Here is a 20,018-nt window from a genome sequence, read left to right as displayed (position 1 = left end):
AAAAGAAGATACACCCGAAAAGAAGCACAAGTTCAATGACTTCGGAGTGTCATACCTGCCAAAGTGCTCCTAGCCGGTCGGGCCAAACGTCTCAAAATGGATGTGATCCGCGGGTACACCTCCGGCCTCCAGCTCTCCGCAAATGTCTGCCAAAAAGGCAGCCGGGCCACACAGCATATATTGGGCAGCCGGGCCAGCGTTAAGCTCGAACAAGCGTTTCGCTGTAACCCGCCCTTCGCCGCTATAGTCAAGGCCCAGAACATCGTCCAATCCAGGTTCGCTATAGTAGGTGCGGCAGTGCAAATTTTCATTGCCCGCCACCAGTTGATCCACTTCGCCGCGGAATGCGTGGTCCGCGCCGCTGCGTGCGCCGTGGACAAACCAGACGATACGATCTTGCTGCTGTGCACTGGCATGCAAGGCCGAGATCATCGGCGTCAGCCCGACGCCAGCACTGACCAGAACGAGCGGACAATCGTAGCAGGGGATTACAAATCCGCCTGAGGGGTTTCGCGCTTTGATCACGTTGCCGGGGCGCAAAATGTCATGCAAAAATCGTGAAACCACCCCCTTGTCTTCGCGTTTGACACTGATGCGGTATTGTCTTTTGCCCTTGGGTGACCCTGACAGTGAATAGTTGCGTTTTATGGGCGTCGTCTGTTTGGGGATCTGCACCTCAATAGGGAGGTGTTGGCCGGCTTCGAATGTCTGCAGTGGGCGGCCATCGCAAGGTTCAAAATAAAATGACGTAATGCTGTCGGATTCTGTTTCGCGTCGCACCAATTTCAGATGGCGGGCCAGGTGATCCTGTTTGGCCCACCGCAAACCCACAGCCCCGGAACGTTCTAGCACGGCGTCAATCTCGACGTTGATTACGCGCAACGCGTCAGGGTCATGGAAGCCTTTGGGGTCCCAATCGATCGTGGTACGCCCAGACACATGCAGCAGCCCGCCGGTGTCAAAATCGACAAACATCAAGCCAATGCGCGGGTTTGAGACGAGATTGCCAATGGTGTTGAAAAAATTGTTTCCCGCATAATCCGGAATTTGCAGATGGGTGCCATCCAAAATATGCACAAAGCCCGGTGCACCACCGCGATGCGAGGCGTCAAAACCGTTTGAGGCGGCACCGGGACGCCCGTTATGACCCGAACCGACAAACATCGTGTCCGAGGCGGTGATCAAAGCGATCTGCGCATTTGTCAGCGCGTCACTGTATTGTGCATTAACAACAGCGTTCTTTGCCGCACGAGTCCAAGTGCGTTCGTGGATATACTGCGGACAGTTTCCAAAGGTCTGGTAAATGTCGATTGTATAGCCATTCGCCCCGGCCCTTATCCTTCCGCTGAAACGATTGCGACGTCTGGAAGCAAGCTCAATCCCCAAAACGCCTATATCGGTGCCGGTTTGAAACGCCTGGAATAGAGGGTCAGTAGCATCAATGTCGGTATCCAGTGTTACGGTCTGAGGATCAGGTGAAGTCACAAACCCCTCTGCCCCATCAACCATCGTGACCCAGGTCCGCCCGGACGTATCGGCCCCGGAAACAACAAGAAATGGTAGCGATGTGTGAAACGTACGGTGCTGATCTGGCAGGAAATCACGAATAAATCCGCCCGCCCATGTGGCCACATCACCTACTCCGGCCCGAATCTGGGCCTGCAATTCACCGTCGTGAAACGGGTTTACTCTGTCCTGTGTACTCATGTTGATGATCCTTTGGCGCAGAGAAAAGAAGACCGTGCCGGAGATGAATCTGGCCCCCAGCACGGGGCTGTTCTCAGGCCATTTCAGGGATCGGGGACGAGACCATGCCAACAAAATTTGGCTGTGCCTCGATACGGGTTAGCCAAGCGCGAAGATTTGGGTAGGGCTTCAGATCAACACCGCCTTCGGGTGCATGGGCGATATAACTGTAACCGGCGACGTCAGCGATTGTTATCGAACCGGTTGCCAGCCAATCGCGGCCAGCCAGGTGCGTATCCATCAATGCGAAAAGATCATGCGCTTTGGCAACTGCTGCACTGTGGTCGTAGCCCGCGCCGAAGAGCTTTACCAACCGGGCTACACAGGGGCCGGAGTAGATATTATCAGCTGCTACTGTCAGCCAACGCTGCACATCGGCAGCCTCTTTGGGAGCCGTTGGCATCCAGTCAGACCCCTGTGCGTAGGTCTGCACGAGATAGACCAGGATCGCATTGCTGTCGGCCAAGATGTAACCGCCATCATCAATCGCTGGCACCAGACCAAAGGGGTTGATTTTCAAATATTCCGGTGACTTGTGGGCACCGCTAGCCATATCCAGATCAATAGTCTCGTAGGGTAGATCCAGAAAGGCCAACATCAATTCGACGCGGTGACAATGGCCGGACTTCGGGCTGCGGTAGAGTTTGACGGGAGTTGCCATAGTTTTGTCCTTTGAGTGAGAATGGAGTTAGAGACCAAGGTCGCTCAGACCCGGATGCGCATTTGGGCGGGGCCCGAGGGGCCAATGAAACTTGCGCTCATCAGGGCGAATGGATTGCTCGTTGATCGAGGCCTGGCGATGCGCCATGTAACCCTTTTCATCGAATTCCCAGTTTTCGTTACCGTAGGCGCGAAACCAATTGCCGCTGTCATCCCGGTATTCATAGGCATAACGCACAGCGATGCGGTTGCCCGAATATGCCCAAAGTTCTTTGATCAGGCGGTAGTCGTGTTCCTTGTTCCATTTGCGGCTGAGGAATTGCTCGATCTCTGCGCGTCCCTTTGGGAACTCGGTCCGGTTGCGCCAATGGCTGTCTGGCGTATAGGCCATCGCGACCCGGGCCGGGTCGCGACCGTTCCAGCCATCTTCGGCGAGGCGTATCTTCTCACGAGCGGTATCTTCGGTGAACGGTGGCAACGGGTGTCGCGGGGCTTCGGTTGTCATGTTGGACGGCTTTCCTTCTGCGCAAGCCCTGGGCTGCAGGGGGCGGTAAGAGCCGTTGTATAGAAAGTCAAAATCGGCAATAATCCTGGAAATTTGAAAGTTATTATTTCAATTATTGATAGTAATGGGATGTGCACATGGACAGTCTTCAATCGCTTAAGGTCTTCGTTGCCGTAGCCGAAGCCGAGAGTTTTGCAGCCGGTGCCCGTGCTTTGGGGATCAGCGCTCCATCCGCGACCCGCGGGGTCAACGAGTTGGAAGAACGGCTTGGCACGCGGCTCTTTGCACGCACTACAAGAGCAGTACGCCTGACGGATATCGGCCGAACTTATCTGGAAGACGTGCGTGGCATTCTCGAGGATCTTGAAAGCGCAAACGATACGGTATCTGGTGCGATAGGTCGCCCCAAAGGCATGCTGCGATTAACCTCGCCCGTGGAATTTGGTCGAATTCACGTCGCCCCTGTTGTGGCAGCATATTTGGATGTCCATCCGGATGTGACAGCCAATATCATGATGGTAGACCGCGTCGTGAATCTTGTCGAAGAGGGGCTCGACATCGGTGTGCGGATTGGGCAACTCACAACATCCGGGCTGACAGCAGTCAAAGTAGGGCACGTCCGGCAAGTTGTCTGCGGCGCACCGGAATATTTTGCAGAACATGGTGTGCCGCAGACCCCTGCGGATTTGGCGGAGCATAAGATCGTATCAGCCTCGACCCTGACCAGAATTGATGAATGGCGGTTCGGCGCAAATCGCGACAGGGCTGTCAAGATCACCCCACGCTTGATTGTATCAAGCGTTGCCGCCGCAACGAGCCTTGCGCGATCCGGTTGGGGCCTGACCCGCGCGCTGTCCTATCAAGTTGGCCCTGAACTGATTTCTGGTGAGTTGCAAACCGTGCTGGAAGATCACGAGCCGGAGCAGTTCCCCATCCATCTCGTGCATTATGAAGGCCGCAGGGTGTCCACCAAGGTGCGCAGCTTTCTGGATTTCGCAAGGGACCAACTAAGAAAGTCGCCTGTACTGAATCAGGGTATGCAGACACGCTGAGTGCAGTTCATTTGGTCAAACCTACCCGCAAAGCCAAACCGCAGGCGCTTCGCAAATTGGGCATGCCTCCGAAGACATCTTCAGATTTTTACAGTCGACTCTTCGCTGCCCAGACAGAGATAGCGACTGCTGCAATCTTGATCATCCAGCCCATCTGCGACAGTGCTGAGATCGGTTTGTTGTCATCTCGGTCGACGCGGGACCAACCCGGTACAAAGTGGTTGTCTGATCCGCCCGTATGCGGACCCTGCGTTTCAGCGGAACTCAATGATGATGTCGGCGATGATGTCGGCTTGGCAAGGTCATCAGCAGCGCCCCTTCTTCGTCTTGGGGTATCCACATCCATCGCAGGCAGCGGGATTTGATTTTCGATCCCTGCGCAAATTCTGCACAAAAGCCCCCTCAAAGCTGCGAACACGACAATCCAAAACTGCTAGCGCTGCGGGCACCCTGCCGAGCAAAGAAACTTAAGAGCAGGAGATAAAAGACATGAGGCAGGGACTGACAATACGTGGCGTGCCCAATCGCATATTGCTGGATTCATGGTGGCTGGAAACTACGGACGAGCCAACCCAAACGGAACCTCGCCGCCATCCGCCAGAGGGGTCACTGCTGTCCACCTTAAGAGCACGCCACGCGATCGTGCTTCTCGCGTCGCTGGTCGCGATGGCCGATTGGCTATTCTGGGAGCAGCCGGTCGGCCTTTCGGTGGCGGTCTTTGCGCTGGTGCTCTCAGTTGCGATAATCGCAATGAAACCCCGGCGGCCAAGCAAGAAAGAATGGGCGGGAGCGATCACATTTGCTCTCCTCTGTAACTTGCTCACGGTCATAGACCTGCGATTACTTTCTGTTCTGTTTACCCTCGGCGGACTGATCTGCCTCGCGGTCTGGGTGATCTACGGGGAGGACGCCAATGAACGGCTGGCGCTGCGCGTCGCCCTGCGCCTGCCAACCATTGGTGCGACACTATTGCTGCGCGATACCCTTTGCACCCTGCCCGCCACAGATTTCGTATCAGGCGCCCGACACCAAGCTGCCGCAATGGCGCTACCGTTGCTTATGGGCACGGTTTTCCTGATGCTGCTGTCCTCCGCCAATCCGGTCCTGGAGGAGTTCCTGACAACGCTAGACCTCAAGCATCTTTTTGAACCGAACTTTTGGTTACGCATTCTAACCTGGACCGTGATGGCTGCGCTTTTGTGGCCCTGCCTCAATCTCAGCGAGAGATGGCTGGGCAGCGCCACGCATGCGCCCACAGTGCATAAGACAGGCCAAAGCAAGGCCACTTTTCTGATCAACCCGGCCTCGGTGCGCAACTCGCTCGTGCTGTTCAACCTGCTGTTTTTAATGCAAACGGCAATGGACATTGGGATGCTCTCAGGCGGCAGCTCCCTACCAGAAGGGAGATACGCGACGTACGCCCACCGCGGTGCTTATCCTTTGGTGGTGACGGCTCTTCTGGCAGGTGTGTTCACACTTGTAACGCGCAGTATGGTCGGCTCAAATCACGCTTTGCGCACGCTGGTGTACCTGTGGCTGGCACAGAATATGTTTCTGGTTTTTACCGCAGCAATCCGATTGCAGCATTACGTCCATGCCTACGCGCTGACTTATCTGCGGCTTGCTGCCTTCATTTGGATGGCGTTGGTCTTTGTGGGCCTGCTGTTCACGGTGGTGCAGATCTACCGCAACCTTGGGACAGCTTGGCTGCTGCGCCGTTGCTGCGCCGCGCTTCTCGGCACGCTGTATATCTGCGGTTTTGTGAATTTTGGCGCGGTTATTGCGAACTACAATCTGGCCCACAGCAACCCACTGGTTCAACGGGACTCCCGGTATATCTGCAGCCTTGGCACTGATGCCTATCCGACTATCCATACCTATGAAACCGAAACCGGTCGTCGTGTTTGCGGTGGCGCGATGAAATATGATCTGGATCGGGAGGCAATCACCAACTGGCGCGAATGGGGCTTTCGCAGGTGGCAGATCCAAGCCTATTATCAGCAGCAGAATTGAAGGACCACGTTTGATGGCTGCACGTATTCTTGTTGTCGATGACGATCCCGATATCCTTGAGATGACAGGGTTCGCGGTTCAAAAGGCAGGCTATGAGACGCTCTTTGCCAGCGATGGCCTGGACGCGCTCGACACCAACCAACAGGAGCGTCCCGACCTGATCGTGCTGGACATTGGCCTGCCGGAAAAGGATGGTTTGGAAGTCTGCCGGGAGATCCGCAAATTCTCTGACGTGCCAATATTATTCCTGACCGCTCGGGATGACGAAATTGACCGGATCGTCGGTCTGGAACTTGGCGCGGACGACTATCTGACCAAACCTTTCTCCCCGCGCGAACTGGTTGCCCGGATCAAGGTCATCCTGAAGCGCAGCGCGCCAGCTATGGCGCAGCCTGCGCTCGTTGTGACGCAGGGCGATCTTCAGCTGGATGCGGAACGACATAGGTGCGCGTTTGCAACCACGCCGGTTCCTCTGACGGGGTCCGAGTTCCGTTTGCTGGCAACCCTGATGGCGCGCCCCGATCATGTCATGTCCAGAGCACAGCTTGTTGATGCGCTATACGGTTACAACATCCATGTTTCCGACCGCACGATTGACAGCCACATCCGCAATATCCGCGCCAAGCTGACACAGGTTGGCTGCGCCGACGGGATCGTGACCGTACATGGTGTCGGTCTCAGGATGGGCACATGCAGGCTGGGCTGAACCGCAGGTGGCGGCCCAGACTGTGGACCGTCGTGCTTTTGGTGCTGGCGATCGTCCTATGCCTGCCGTTCGCCGGGCTGATCCTATTTCGTTTCTACGACAGTCAGCTTGTGCAACAGACGGAAGAGAGCCTGTTGACACAAGCGGCGGTGATGTCAGCAACCTATGCGGAGCTTTTTGCTGATGCTGCGGGGATAAATCAGCCCCGCCAAAGTGCGGCCGTTGCTGAACACGCGGTGTTCCCGTCACTCTCGATCAACAGCGAAACGGTGCTGCCGCCGCGCCCCGATGCGCAGCCGGTATCCGTGCCTCCCGCTGCAACCTACCGCGATATAGCGCTACAACTGACCCGCATTGCCGACGCCGCTCAGGCGAAAACACTGGCAGGTTATCGGTTTCTTGACGCAAGTGGCGATGTGTTCGCAGGCACTGCAGAGACCGGTAAGACTCTATCGCATGTTGCCGAAGTCAGTGACGCCCTCGCTGGCAAAACCACCTCCGTCGCGCGTACCCGCGTGCGCGAGGGCACGCCGCCTGCGCTCTACACGCTGAGCCGGGCGGCGCGCGTGCGCGTTTTTGTGGCAATGCCGGTTTTTGTCGATCAGACCCTCATTGGAGCGGTCTACCTCAGCCGCACCCCGAACCACATCTTCCGCTTTCTTTATGGCGAGCGCTTCAATCTTACCAAGGCGGCGGCATTTGTCGCCCTGTCGACCGCTCTCATCGGCTATGTGTTCTGGCGTTTCATCACCCGGCCAATACGCTTGCTGATCCAGCGCAGCCAGCGCGCCGGCCACGGCGCCCAAGCCTGGGAGCCACCGGATCAGTTGGGAACGCGTGAAATTGAGGACCTGAGCAAAAGCTTCCAATCGCTGACTGACCGCCTGCAAAGCAAGCAAGCTGCGCTTAAAACCTACACCGCCCATGTCACCCATGAGTTGAAGTCACCTCTAACCGCGCTGAAAGGCGCAACAGAGCTACTGCGCGATGACGATCTGCTCCCATCGCAAAAGCACCAGTTGCTGGACACGGTCGACAAAGGTGGCAAGCGAATGGAGGATCTATTGGCCAATATGCGCGCCTTTAGCCTCGCAGATCAGAGCGCCGTTGCAGGGACTTGCTGCCTGAATGATATCCACACAGAGATTTCCGCCGCCTTCCCGGCTCTTTTGATCAAGGTGGAGAAGGCCGCCCAGCTGCTTCCGGTTGGATCAAGTACCTTGCAGATTATCCTGACCCATATGCTGGAAAATTCGCAGCAGCACGGCGCCGCTAAGGCCGTTCTGACCGTCTACCAGGACGGGCCCACCACCTGCCTGAAGATCACAGACGACGGCCGGGGCATTAGCACAGGAAACGTGGACAAAATCCTGAAGCCGTTTTTTACAACAAAAAGAGACACCGGCGGCACAGGCATGGGCCTCAATATTGTTAAAGCCACTATGGAAGCGGTTGGTGGCAGGCTGAGTGTCGTGCCCGCAGATACGGGTGCGTGTTTTCTTCTAACCTTCGAAAAATGAGCGATGTTCCCGTCCGCATTGGACGTGAAAGACGGCGGCCCTATGTCGGCGCGGCTCCCGATTTTAGTTCTACGTCAGCTCTCAGCACCAGAATACCTGCTAGGATAATCAACACTATGCCGACGACGGTACCTATATCTGGCACCTCCCCGAAAAAGGCATAGCCCCAAAAGGCCGCGAAGATCAGATAGGCATAATCAAAGGTTGCGATGATCTGAGGGCGCGGCGATTGATAGGCCCGGGCGAGCCCTAGAGTGACACCGACGATCAATACAGCCATGACGGCCAGAACCGACACCGTATGCCAATCGAACCCTGACCATGTTCCCAGCAAGAACGGGTAGTTCGCTGCCCCGGATGGCGAGGCGATGAACAAGCCCACGCTGACCAGTGCACCGCAGAAAATCAGCGCAAGATTGAGGTTGATTGCCAACGCTACGGGCGTTTCCCGGGTGCATTTGGCACGTGTTAACACGGCCGCACAGGCATAGAGGAAAGCCGCAACTACGGGGATCAGCGACAATATCGTAAAGGCAGCACCGCCGGGTTGCACGACGCAGAGGACGCCTACGAACCCGAGCGCGACTGCCCCCCAATGGCTCAACCGGATCGGTTCTTTCAGGACAATGGCCGACAGCAGGACGATGAACAACGGGCCAGTGTAAAGCGTGGCCGCGATGACGGAGAGATCCAGCACGGGAATGGCCGCATAGATTGCCAGATACATAGCCATCAACATGATGCTCCGCAATGTGACCCAGCCCAGAGCTTGCGGCCAGATCCGTCCCCTTGCCAGCAACACCAGAAACGGCAAAGCCAGAAGAGACCGGCAAACGTAGATCTGCCAGAGCGTCATGTTGGAACTTGCGTATTTTACAAAGGCGTCCGTCAACGCCATCGCAAAGACGGTCAACAGGATCGTGATGATCCCGGTCGTTAGGGCGGTGTTGTCTGAGGCGTTCATGGGCAAGTCCCTTCATCTGGAACTTAACCGAGCCACTTTCATGTGATAATGATGTGTAAATAAAATACATTACTTAGTTGAGGTACATAATGAAGCGGGCTGATCTTCTTGGCCTCCGACTGTTTCATGCGATAGTAGCGCAAGGCACCCTGCGTGCGGCGTCGGAACACCTTGGGGTGAATGCCTCAGCGGTGTCCCAACAACTCAAGGCGTTTGAGGACAGTCTTGGCACGGCGCTTTTTGTGCGCAACACACGATCTGTGGTTCTGACTGATGCAGGCCATCAGTTGCTGGAACGGACACGACACCTGATGGGAGAGGCAGACGCCGCTATTGCAGCGATTAAATCCGAAGCAGGCACTCTATCCGGCCCACTGCGGATCACACTGCCATTCAGGGCCTGGCAAATATGCATAGCACCAAGGGTAGCCGCGTTTCAGCGCGCCTATCCGGACATCACATTAAACCTATCAATAGATGAGGATTTTGCGGACATCACCGACGCAAGCTTTCATGCGGGCATCAGGCTAGGGGATGTTTTGTCAGGCGATGTGATCGCCAAATCGCTGAGCGGGCCGATGCCAGGAGCCTATATCGCAACACCGACCTATCTGGATCAATTTGGCCACCCGGAAACACCCTCTGATCTGCTTGCCCATCGCTGCATCCGTCACCGACAAATCAGCGCAGACGAGATCGCGCCTTGGATTTTTGATATTGATGGAGAGCGGCAGACCTTGGCCGTCACCGGATCTCTGGTTTTCAATGACCTTCGATCCGTCGTCGACGCTGCGCTGCATGGGCTTGGTATTTGCTGGTCTCTTCGGGCGGGCGTTGCACATGAGCTTGATCGAGGGCAGCTCGTGCAAATTCTGACAGAATTCACACCCAAGCGCTCGGGATTCTACATTTATTTCCCTAGGCAGCTTCAGGGGTTGCCCCGGCTGCGCGCCTTTATCGAGCATTTCTCATAAGCTAAATCGAAGCCTCACAGGACAAGATGGCCTCGGCGCAGCAGACCCGAATTAACGCACTCCGCGTGCTCGCCGTATTACAGTCGCGACGAGGTGCCTTAGTCATAAGTCGGCGGTTACCCCACTTCCGGTTAGAAGTGGCCCGTCAATAAGCTTCGCGTAAGAAGCGCTCAACACGCTCCGGGTCATCTTCGATCATACGCAGGAGGATACGCGCAGGGCGTTCCGGCAGGCGACGGCCCTGCTCCCAGTTGCGCACCGAACCAAGGCGAAAGCCAAAGTGGCTGCAAAACCGTTCCTGCGACATGCCGAGCGTTTTACGAAGACGCACAACATCAACCATGGGCACCTCGCGGCTGGCGATGGTATCTAAGGGCGTCTTGCCGGAGATATCCTCCTGCATTTGCCTGAGTGCGATGGCGTCGCGGTCTGCTTCGCTTTGCTGACGAATGCCATTGCTGCTGCCCGCCTGATGTTCTGCCATGTTAATTGCCCTCCTTCAGCAGTGCTTTGATTCGGGAATTGACCACATCAAGGGCCAGGTCCCGCACCACCCGCACGCCCTGCGCCATAAGGCCAGAGAGCCGCGGATCCGATTGTCGCCGGTGGATCCTGAGCACATAGACCATCATCAAATCAGGGCTGGCCTGATGGATGCGGTAGCGCAGTGTCAGATCCCCTGCTACGTGGTGATAATCTTCATCCGTTTTGCGCCCGATTGTAGGGTCACGCACCAAGGTGGCGATCAGCCGGGCCAACTCATCCTCGTCAAGATAGGCATGGATGGCGTCTTCAATCGCGACCGGGGTGATGCGATAATCTATCCGAAGGCACTTCTGTGTCTCTTTGCGTATATACGCCATTGGCGTAGCCTTTTCAACCTGTCTCTGCGTTCACGGCCCCATAAGGGGCTGCCGATGCTGTGCAAATCCACAACCATAATGCCGACTCGAAAATCACAACATCCGTATAACGGGCGTAAAACCGTCGTACAGATGTTGCCGGGCTGCCCTTCTCTTTGGCGCAATCCTGCGATATGGCCAGCTATAACATTGATTTTTAACCCTGTCTTGGCACAAGCTGGGATACCGCGCCGCAGGAGAGATCGCTTGCCTATATTCCGGTCCTTATCATGGCCTATCGCAAGCTGCCATTCCGCCGCTAAACTGCGACACGGCACGAAACTGGCCAGTATTCGGCACGGCTTTGGACTAATCGCTCTCACATCGCTTCTGGCTGGATGCGCCGCATCGCTAACCACCGCCCCACCGGATCGAGCAGCGCCGCCCCTGGCCCCAGCCAAAAGCTTTGCCCGCGCCCATCCGGTTGCCCCGCAGCGGGCCAATAGCGACATAGCTCGCGACTTTCTGGATTTGCACTTCCGTTTGGAAGGCGGCACCACCCTGCCCGTTTTCACCCGGTTTGAGACACCGATCACAATTCGGGTCACCGGACGGCCAAGTGCTGGTCTGACCCGTGATCTAGAAGCCCTTTTGCAGCGTTTGCGGCGGGAAGCCGGACTGGATCTGCGACAAGTGCGCGACGGGCCTGCGAATATCACCATCGAAGCGGTACCCAGCAAAGCAATACGCCGCGCCTCGCCTCGGGCTGCCTGTTTTGTAGTACCAAACGTCAGTTCACTTGCGGATTACCGCCGCTATAAGCGCACGCCCCAGGCCAATTGGGCCAATCTGCGCAGTCGCCAGAAGCTTGCCATTATCGTTCCCAATGACGTCAGCCCGCAGGAGACGCGTGACTGCTTGCACGAAGAGTTGGCACAGGCAATCGGGCCGTTGAATGATCTCTACCGGTTGCCGGATTCAGTATTCAATGATGACAATGTGCATACGGTTTTAACCGGTTTCGATATGCTGATCCTTCGCGCAAGCTATGCGCCTGAGCTGCGCACCGGCATGAGAAGGGCCGAGGTTGCAGCGCGCCTACCTGCCATTCTGGCACGGATGAACCCTGCAGGTGCCAGACGTATTGCGCAGCCACTGCCCCGCAGCTCTCGCGATTGGATCCGTGCCACAGAGGCCGCCCTCACCCCTGGCAGCAGCCGCAGCAGCCGTTTACAGGCCGCCCATCGCGGTGCTGCAGTTGCCCGTGATTTGGGCTGGCGGGATCACCGTCGAGCATTCAACCACTATGTATTGGGGCGCATTCTGCAACGGGACGATCCGGAGCTGGCCCAGCAACACTTCGAAACTGCCCTGATCTACCTGCAAGGACGTTATGACAGCCCGTTGTTGCGTGCACAAATCGCCAGCCGCATGGCTGCATTTGATATCATTCGCGGCGATGCGGCCAGCGCATTGGCCCGCATCCGCCCCGCTCTGCCGATCGCAGCCCGAGGTGAGAATGCCGTCCTCTTGTCGAGCCTGATGCTGCTGGAGGCCGAAGCCTTGCTCTTGCAAGGGCAAACTGACGCTGCTTATGCGGTCAGACTGGACAGCCAGGGATGGGCGCGATACGGGTTTGGCCCGGATTGGGCGGTGCGTGGAGCTATGCAGGAAATTGCGGCCTTGGCACCGCCGCGCTAATCTGCAGCCTGTAAGCTCGGGCATTGCTCAGTTCGTTACCCGGGCCAAGGTGGCCTACCTGAAACCTGAACACTCTAATATACGGACATTGACATGATCGTAATCGGTGCATTGATCATTGGCGCACTTTTAGGGGCCCGCACGGCCCAAAAACGCGGCGGCAGCTTGGCGGATAAACTGCAATATGGCGCTGCATACGCCATAGTTTTTGCTATCTTGGCAATGTTCGTGACCATCTTTGCCGACCGCGCGCTGCTGTAAGGCAGGTAGTCGAGCCACGATATGGTCGACTGATCAGCTTTGACGGAGACCCAGATGTTTCAACCCTTCTTTGAGAACCTGCGCAAGGCGGCACTGCCGGTGTCCTTGCGGGAATATCTGACCTTCCTTGAGGGGATGAAAGCGGGTCTTGCGACCTATGATATCGACGCTTTCTACTATTTGGCGCGCGCTGCGATGGTGAAAGATGAGCGCAATATCGACAAATTCGACCGCGCGTTTGCCGCGACCTTCTCCGGGCTGGAAGCCATCCCCTCAGAAGCGGTGATGGAAGCCGTGGATATCCCCGAAGAGTGGATCCGCAAGATGGCGGAGAAGCACCTGAGCGATGAGGAGCGCAAGGAGATTGAAGCGCTCGGCGGGTTTGAAAAGCTGATGGAAACGCTGAAAGAGCGGCTAAAGGATCAGGAAGGTCGCCACCAGGGCGGCAACAAGTGGATCGGCACTGCCGGCACCTCGCCCTTTGGAGCCTATGGCTACAACCCCGAAGGCGTACGCATCGGCCAGAAAGAGAGCCGACATCAGCGCGCGGTCAAAGTCTGGGACAAACGTGAATTCAAGAACCTTGACGGCGATGTCGAACTGGGCACCCGAAACATCAAAGTTGCGCTGAAACGTCTGCGCCGCTGGGTACGCGAAGGCGCAGCAGAGGAGCTGGATCTGTCCGGCACCATCCGCGCTACCGCAGAACACGGCTACCTGGATGTGAAGACACGGCCCGAACGCCACAATGCGGTGAAGGTTCTGCTGTTTCTGGATGTGGGCGGGTCGATGGATCCACATATCAAGATCGTGGAAGAGCTGTTCTCGGCGGCCCGGAGTGAGTTCAAGCATCTGGAATACTTCTATTTCCACAATTGTCTGTATGAGGGCGTATGGCGCGACAACCGCCGACGCTGGGATGCGCAGATACCCACCCATGAGGTGCTGCGCACCTATGGGCCGGACTACAAATGCATCTTTGTCGGCGATGCCTCGATGTCGCCTTATGAAATCGCTTATCCGGGCGGTGCGAATGAGCATTGGAACCAGGAGGCTGGACAGGTCTGGCTCGAACGCGCCAGGGCGCAGTGGTCATCTCACCTCTGGATCAACCCGGTTCCCGAAGCCTATTGGGGGCACACCCACTCTATCCAGATGATCCGCGAAATTTTTGCAAACCAGATGGTGCCGATGACATTGGCAGGGCTTGAACGTGGGATGCGGGATCTCACGCGCTGAACCTCTGCCCGGCGTCAAAGGAGAGCCTCTGGGCCCGAAGCTTGCCAAGTCAGGCGGGCTCGGGTAGACCAAGCCCAGAGAATTGGAGAGTTTATGTCCTGGTGAAGAAGGGGCGGCAGAGGCCACCCCGGTTTGCAGATTGCCCCGGTGAATGCCGCCTGCCCCTATCGACAGGTGTCAGGGAAGATTTGCGCAACATTCATCAGATACCTGGATCCGGGCACAGCCCGAGATCACACCACGAAAGACATTCCCAATGACAAGGGACTATTCCCAATTCCTGAGCACGCCTGCTCCCGATCCGACGACGGCGGCAACACAACCGCTTAGCCCGCTGGATCGCCTTGGCTGGCAAAGCTTTTTCTCCCAACAAACCGATCTGGATGAGATCGCAAGTCACCCACCGGTGCGCATTACCGAAGTGAATCGAAATGGTCTGCGCGCCATGGGCGAGGGCATTGATCAGGTTATCCCCCCCGGCCCAGAAGCGACGGTGGGAGACTGGCTGATGCTGGACACGGAACTCCCAACCCGCAGCCGGGTACTGGAGCGCAAGAGCCTGATCCGCCGCCGTGCACCGGGCAAGGATCGTAAGATCCAACTGATAGCAGCCAATATCGACACGATGTTTGTGGTTACTTCCTGCAACGCCGATTTCAATGTCGCGAGGCTGGAGAGATTTATCGCCATGGCGTTCGACGCAGATGTGACGCCGGTGATCGTACTGACCAAAGTCGATCTATGCGATGATTCTGAGACCTATGTCACACAAGCCAAAACGATCTCCGATCTGGTAGAAGTGGTCCCGTTGAACGCCAAAAGCGAAACGGCACGTGATGCATTTGCGCCTTGGGTTCGGGCCGGGCAAACAGTGGCATTTCTGGGCACGTCCGGGGTTGGAAAATCGACGCTGACCAATGCCTTAGGTCAGGGGCTCGAGATCGAAACCCAAGGTATCCGCGAAGATGACGCGCGTGGACGGCATACGACGACGCGACGGCAGCTGTATTTTCTACCGGGTGGCTGCGCTGTACTGGACACCCCCGGCATGCGGGAACTGCAGCTGACAGATGCCGCCAGTGGCGTCGGCGATGTCTTTGCGGACCTGCAGGAATTGGCAACGCAATGTCGGTTTCGCGATTGCAGCCATGGCACTGAGCCGGGGTGTGCAATTCAGGCAGGGATTGAGGCCGGTGTCGTGGATTCCGAGCGGTTGGAGCGCTGGCGGAAGCTGGCCGCAGAAGAAGCCTTTAACTCAGCCACGCTGGCACAACGCCGGGCCAAGGATAAGAATTTTGGCAAGATGGTCAAATCAGTTAAGTCCATCAAGAAACGCAATCGCAAGTAACCGACCTCCATGACGTAAAACAAGAGAGGGCGCCCCACCGGAGCGCCCTCTTTTCACAAGGAAATCCCTAAATTTTCCTATCCCCGAAGGCTCAGTTGTCACCTTGTAAAAGCGGTGTGATGCGGCGCACCGCAGCGCGACGGTTGGCGCGTTCGGAGCGTTGCGTAACCACTGCCAAATCGGTCTCACCATACCCCTGCACCACCATGTTTTCCGGCGGCACCTTGAAGTATTCGGTGAGCGCCAGTGCGACGCTTTCGGCGCGACGGTCCGACAGGGCAAGGTTATAGGGCGCGGCCCCAACCGCATCGGTGTGGCCCTCGACGAGGAACACTTCCTGTGGGTTTGTGATGATCATGTCCCGGAGCGCATTGCCCAGCGCCGACAGCTCCTCTGCTTCAGCCGCACGAATGACGGCAGAGCCGGATTCAAAGTTGACCGACTGCACCGTGATTTCCGGCACCAACTGGCGAACCGCATCGATGTTGCGAATCTGGCGCAGGGAGAAGCGACGACTAACTTGTGGTGCTTCTTTTGCAGCCAATACCAAGGCCAATTCGTTAGCATCAATGGTATCGCTGCTGAAACCGGCCTGACGCGGGATCGCTGTAGGCAGCTCTGACACCACAACATTATCGGTGCGCCGGGTGTCATCGAACAACACCACAGTGCTACCATCATTGAGGGTTCGGCTCCGGCGCAAAACGCGACCGTCCGGAGCACGGATCGTCTCAACCTCGACCCCATCCTCGCGCACGACAACCGTGCGAGTTGAACCGTCCTTGAACCTATAGGTGGTGACATTGCTGCCGGGCTGGCGCAGCAGCGCATCATCATTCTTGATCACACGGTACTGGCCGTTCTGTTCGACGACAGCACGGTCACCGGAATTGCTGACGACCGTTTCACCTTGTTTTAGCAACTGGGTGATGGCAACGGCACCAAGACCCAGAAGCGCAGCCTTTTGCAGTTTACTCAAGCCGTCGTCTTGATCACCCTCGACAACGAGCGCTGCTGCCTCCGCGTTGCCAGTCTCCGTTGTTGTAGCGGGCGCGGCCGTGTCACCTGCCTCTGAAACCGGGGTGTTTACATCCGTCTCGAACTCCTCGTCAGAACTACGAGCCGTATCTTCGGTGACGATTTCCTCGACAACCTCTGCCTCCTCTGTGGTATCGGCGCTGGCTGCGGCAGCGGGGACGCTGTCACCCTCCTCATCGCTCAGCGCCAGAGCATCTGCCTGAGCCTGACTATCCAGCGGCTCGACTTCGGGTTCCGGCTCAGGGGTCGTCTCTGGGTCCTGCTCTGGTGCGGGTTGCACTTGTGCGACCGCGTCGTCAGAGGTTGCCTCTTCGTCAGTGACCTCTGCAATCTCTGCATCGGCGGCGACTTCCGCCTCTTCAGTGGTCTGACCGCCTTCGGCAACCTCAGCTTCTGTGGTGACTTGTGGGCTGTCTGTTGCGGTCGCGTCAACCTCAACGGTCTCCGCAATCGGGTCTTCTGCCTGCTCGTTTTGACTTCCTGTTGCCGTTACCGGTTCAGGCACCTGTGGTTCCGCTACGCCCGGTTCTGCCTGCGCCTGGTCGACCTCCTCGACAGCGCTGGTGACTAGCGCGGTCGAGACCAAAGCTGGGTCCAGCGCCGCGTCAAGTTCGCCAGTGACATAGGCTTGGCAGAACTTGGCTTTCGCGCCTTTTCCTTTGCCTTTCAGAATTTCGCCGTCAGGGCTAATACGACCATTTTCCAGCCAACGCAGGCAGCGTTGAACTGCTTCCGTAATCTGCTCGGGTGCCATCTGGCTTAGGTCGGTGGGGTCTGCTTTGGACTGGGCCGGGGCGGCAACCGGAAGACCGAGAGAGACAATGACCGCCAGAGCGGTAGAGGATCTAAGTAGCTGCGAAACCATGTGGTGTTCCTTTCGCTATACGTTGCGAATCCTAGGAAAGGGACATCTACGAAAGCAAATAAGTTACATGTGTTTGATGATTTCGGCCAAAGACTGCCGATTGCGTACAAGTGCTCCGCGTAGGCAATCCACGCCTATTCAGCGTTCAACATCTGCATCAGGCGCTGCTTTTCACCGCTATCTTCACCACGGCAAAGAACATCAGCCAGATCCTCAAGTGCAGCAATGGAGTGACCTGCCCGGAAACTGTCAACATGGGGCAACATGGCCCGGATGCCGCCGGCCTTTGGAGCGAAACCATCAAACCGGAGCAGCGGGTTTAGCCAGATCAAGCGGCGGGCCGACAGGTGCAAGCGCTGCATCTCTGCGCTGAGTTGTTCAGTGTCGTCGCGGTCCAGCCCATCCGTTATCAGCAGAACAACAGCGCCCTGCCCCATCACGCGTCGCGACCAATCGCGGTTGAAATCATGCAGACATGCACCGATCCTCGTACCGCCTTCCCAATCCTGAGCTTCAGCTCCCGCAGCCGCCAATGCGGCATCAACATCACGCTGCGCCAGATGGCGGGTGATATTGGTCAGCCTGGTGCCGAAGGTGAAGCCATGGACACGGGCCCAGCCCGGCCCCTTGCGGTTGGCCACGGCGTGCAGGAAATGCAGAATCAAGCGGGAGTATTGGCTCATAGAGCCGGAGATATCGCAGATTACCACCAGATTGGGCCAACGCAGTCGCCGCCTCGCGCGGGCAAGCGTGGTGATCTCTCCGCCATGACGCGTCGCTTGTGCCATTGTGCCCCGCCAGTTGATGCGGGTACCCGTAGGCGAAGCGATCAGTCGGCGCGATTGAATGGGACGGATGGGCAGTTGCATCTTGGCCAGCATTCGCTTGGCCTCGGCCATCTCCGCCGTGCTCATTTGTTCAAAATCAAGACGTCGCAGCCGTTCCTCTGGCGACATTGTCAGCTCGGCGCTCAGCTCTAGCTGCTCCGGTGGGTCCTCATCCTCGTCCTGTTCAGGGAGCTTCGGCGCCTCTGCCCCGTCGAGCAGCGCCTCTGCTGCGCGTTTCTGGGCTGGCTTGGCTGGTTTCTCCTCCTGCGTGCCCCGGATCGCAGGCAACATGGCGGCCATCATATGTTCCAGAAACCGAGGGTCCCGCCAATACAAGCGAAAGATCTGACCAAAGACCTGACGATGGTCGGGCTTGGACACAAAACACGCGTGCAGCGTCCAGTAGAAATCCTGTTTCGAGGTAAAGCCGACCGCAGCAACCGCCTCTACCGCTTCGGTGACCCGGCCCGGCCCAATGGGCAGCCCTGCGCGACGCAAGGCGCGGGCAAAATGGGTGATATTCTGGGCCAGCCGGGGCGTATCCGGCAGCGGCAACGGCGGGTATTCAGGCATTGTATGGCACGCCCCGCATCAGACAGGGCCAAGTGTGGCGCGGGCCTGATCGAGAATACGCTTGGCTTCGGAGCCATGTAAGCGGGCGATATCGTCCTGATATTTCAAAATTGCCCCCAGCGTATCGGCAATCACCTCCGGCGAAAGATCAATCACATCCAATGCCAACAGGCAGTTGGCCCAGTCTATGGTTTCGGCAATGCCAGGACGTTTGAACAGATCTTCGGTGCGCAACGCCTGTACGAAGGCGACGACCTCTTGTGACAAGCGCGGCGCAAGCCCCGGCGCGCGGGAGGTCAGAATTTCCATCTCGCGATCAAAATTCGGGTAATCAACCCAATGATAGAGACACCGGCGTTTCAGGGCGTCATGCACCTCACGGGTGCGATTGGAAGTCAGGATCACAATAGGCGGTTCCGGCGCCTTGATAGTGCCCAGTTCAGGTATGGTGACCTGAAAATCGCTGAGCGCCTCCAATAAAAAAGCCTCAAACGGCTCATCCGTGCGGTCCAGTTCATCAATCAGCAGGATCGGCGCGCCAGAAGGATCGGGCTGCATCGCCTCCAGCAGCGGGCGGCGAATAAGGTAATCATCGCTGAAAAGTTCGGTCTGCAGTGCCCCACGATCTGTCTTGCCGTCAGTCCCTGCCTCAGCGGTGCGGATGGCAATCATCTGGGCCGCAAAATTCCATTCGTACACCGCACTGGAGGCGTCCAACCCCTCGTAGCATTGCAACCGGATCAGTCGTCGGCCCAGCGCAGAAGCCAGTGTCTTTGCGATCTCGGTCTTACCGACCCCGGCCTCCCCTTCGAGAAACAGTGGTCTGCCCAGCCGCAGCGACAGGAACAAAACTGTCGCAAGCCCTCGATCCGCAACATAGCCTGACTCGGAAAGAAGAGTTTCAACGGCATCGATTGAGCCAGGCAGTTCTTGGCGGCCCTTTGGTGCGCTTTGAGCTCTATTGGTGCTGGATTGGATCGTCTTTCTCCCCTGCGACATCTGGCTTCCCTTCGGTTTCACCACAACAGGCCATGGTCGTCCCAGCGGGTCAAGCGTTTGGCCATGCCACTTTCGTCCAATAGGCAACAGCAGCAAGCGTCATCAAGCACACAGACATGCGCAACATTGACCCCCTTCGGCAGCAATGCGATGACGTAAGTGACCAACTACCGTGTCTAGGTGGT

At 57.2% G+C, this 20,018-nt stretch carries 18 protein-coding genes; 9 read left to right on the top strand and 9 right to left on the bottom strand.

The features are described from left to right. Positions 1-69: 69 nt before the first annotated feature. The 3 genes from ACEWZM_RS15730 to ACEWZM_RS15720 all read right to left on the bottom strand — a co-directional run bounded on the left by ACEWZM_RS15730 (position 70) and on the right by ACEWZM_RS15720 (position 2,911). Positions 70-1,707 carry an FAD-binding oxidoreductase gene (locus tag ACEWZM_RS15730; protein ID WP_414007336.1) on the bottom strand — a complete coding sequence of 546 codons (1,638 nt, stop codon included), beginning with the start codon at positions 1,705-1,707 and terminating at the stop codon, positions 70-72. 73 nt (positions 1,708-1,780) lie between these two features. Beyond that, a complete protein-coding gene (locus ACEWZM_RS15725; protein WP_414007335.1) occupies positions 1,781-2,407 on the bottom strand; it encodes a glutathione S-transferase family protein in 627 nt (208 codons plus the stop codon). A 27-nt stretch (positions 2,408-2,434) separates the two neighbouring features. Beyond that, positions 2,435-2,911, bottom strand: coding sequence for a nuclear transport factor 2 family protein (locus ACEWZM_RS15720; protein WP_414007334.1), 477 nt, complete (start codon positions 2,909-2,911; stop codon positions 2,435-2,437). A gap of 137 nt (positions 2,912-3,048) precedes the next feature. On the opposite strand from ACEWZM_RS15720, the gene ACEWZM_RS15715 reads away from it, so the two are divergent. From ACEWZM_RS15715 to ACEWZM_RS15700, 4 genes are all read left to right on the top strand, one after another. Next, positions 3,049-3,963, top strand: a complete 915-nt coding sequence (locus ACEWZM_RS15715; protein WP_414007333.1) for a LysR family transcriptional regulator — start codon at positions 3,049-3,051, stop codon at positions 3,961-3,963. 489 nt (positions 3,964-4,452) lie between these two features. Further along, positions 4,453-5,976, top strand: a complete 1,524-nt coding sequence (locus tag ACEWZM_RS15710) for a DUF4153 domain-containing protein (protein WP_414007332.1) — start codon at positions 4,453-4,455, stop codon at positions 5,974-5,976. A gap of 13 nt (positions 5,977-5,989) precedes the next feature. Continuing rightward, positions 5,990-6,682 (top strand): response regulator, encoded by a 693-nt coding sequence (locus ACEWZM_RS15705; protein ID WP_414007331.1) that lies wholly within the window; start codon positions 5,990-5,992, stop codon positions 6,680-6,682. Then, positions 6,667-8,202 carry a sensor histidine kinase gene (locus ACEWZM_RS15700; protein WP_414007330.1) on the top strand — a complete coding sequence of 512 codons (1,536 nt, stop codon included), beginning with the start codon at positions 6,667-6,669 and terminating at the stop codon, positions 8,200-8,202. The genes ACEWZM_RS15705 and ACEWZM_RS15700 overlap by 16 nt, the downstream gene beginning before the upstream one ends. A gap of 40 nt (positions 8,203-8,242) precedes the next feature. Here the strand turns inward: ACEWZM_RS15700 and ACEWZM_RS15695 are convergent, their stop codons facing one another. Further along, the gene (locus ACEWZM_RS15695; RefSeq protein ID WP_414007329.1) at positions 8,243-9,166 is read right to left on the bottom strand and encodes a DMT family transporter; all 924 of its coding nucleotides are present in this window, start codon (positions 9,164-9,166) and stop codon (positions 8,243-8,245) included. Between the two features lie 89 nt (positions 9,167-9,255). Here ACEWZM_RS15695 and ACEWZM_RS15690 point away from each other — a divergent pair, with 89 nt between their 5' ends. After that, positions 9,256-10,140 carry a LysR family transcriptional regulator gene (locus tag ACEWZM_RS15690; RefSeq protein ID WP_414007328.1) on the top strand — a complete coding sequence of 295 codons (885 nt, stop codon included), beginning with the start codon at positions 9,256-9,258 and terminating at the stop codon, positions 10,138-10,140. A 145-nt stretch (positions 10,141-10,285) separates the two neighbouring features. Here the strand turns inward: ACEWZM_RS15690 and ACEWZM_RS15685 are convergent, their stop codons facing one another. Both ACEWZM_RS15685 and ACEWZM_RS15680 read right to left on the bottom strand, forming a co-directional pair. Further along, on the bottom strand, positions 10,286-10,624 hold the full coding sequence (locus ACEWZM_RS15685; RefSeq protein WP_414007327.1) for a helix-turn-helix domain-containing protein: 339 nt from the start codon (positions 10,622-10,624) through the stop codon (positions 10,286-10,288). A 1-nt stretch (position 10,625) separates the two neighbouring features. Next, positions 10,626-11,003, bottom strand: coding sequence for a hypothetical protein (locus tag ACEWZM_RS15680; RefSeq protein WP_414007326.1), 378 nt, complete (start codon positions 11,001-11,003; stop codon positions 10,626-10,628). Between the two features lie 330 nt (positions 11,004-11,333). On the opposite strand from ACEWZM_RS15680, the gene ACEWZM_RS15675 reads away from it, so the two are divergent. The 4 genes from ACEWZM_RS15675 to rsgA all read left to right on the top strand — a co-directional run bounded on the left by ACEWZM_RS15675 (position 11,334) and on the right by rsgA (position 15,531). Next, a complete protein-coding gene (locus ACEWZM_RS15675; RefSeq protein WP_414008056.1) occupies positions 11,334-12,683 on the top strand; it encodes a DUF2927 domain-containing protein in 1,350 nt (449 codons plus the stop codon). Between the two features lie 93 nt (positions 12,684-12,776). Continuing rightward, positions 12,777-12,944 carry a hypothetical protein gene (locus ACEWZM_RS15670; RefSeq protein WP_414007325.1) on the top strand — a complete coding sequence of 56 codons (168 nt, stop codon included), beginning with the start codon at positions 12,777-12,779 and terminating at the stop codon, positions 12,942-12,944. A 54-nt stretch (positions 12,945-12,998) separates the two neighbouring features. After that, complete coding sequence (locus ACEWZM_RS15665; protein WP_414007324.1) at positions 12,999-14,183, top strand: vWA domain-containing protein; 1,185 nt, start codon at positions 12,999-13,001, stop codon at positions 14,181-14,183. Between the two features lie 256 nt (positions 14,184-14,439). Then, complete coding sequence (gene rsgA, locus ACEWZM_RS15660; protein WP_414007323.1) at positions 14,440-15,531, top strand: ribosome small subunit-dependent GTPase A; 1,092 nt, start codon at positions 14,440-14,442, stop codon at positions 15,529-15,531. Between the two features lie 91 nt (positions 15,532-15,622). Here the strand turns inward: rsgA and ACEWZM_RS15655 are convergent, their stop codons facing one another. From ACEWZM_RS15655 to ACEWZM_RS15645, 3 genes are all read right to left on the bottom strand, one after another. Then, the gene (locus tag ACEWZM_RS15655) at positions 15,623-17,434 is read right to left on the bottom strand and encodes an OmpA family protein (RefSeq protein WP_414007322.1); all 1,812 of its coding nucleotides are present in this window, start codon (positions 17,432-17,434) and stop codon (positions 15,623-15,625) included. 134 nt (positions 17,435-17,568) lie between these two features. Further along, the gene (locus ACEWZM_RS15650; protein ID WP_414007321.1) at positions 17,569-18,834 is read right to left on the bottom strand and encodes a vWA domain-containing protein; all 1,266 of its coding nucleotides are present in this window, start codon (positions 18,832-18,834) and stop codon (positions 17,569-17,571) included. A gap of 18 nt (positions 18,835-18,852) precedes the next feature. Next, positions 18,853-19,833, bottom strand: a complete 981-nt coding sequence (locus ACEWZM_RS15645) for an AAA family ATPase (protein WP_414007320.1) — start codon at positions 19,831-19,833, stop codon at positions 18,853-18,855. Positions 19,834-20,018 lie beyond the last annotated feature (185 nt).

Source organism: Phaeobacter cretensis (assembly GCF_047372505.1).
GTDB classification, from domain to species: Bacteria; Pseudomonadota; Alphaproteobacteria; order Rhodobacterales; family Rhodobacteraceae; genus Phaeobacter; species Phaeobacter cretensis.
Note: the sequence above shows the minus strand (reverse complement) of the source record. Positions and strands in the feature narration are given on the sequence as shown.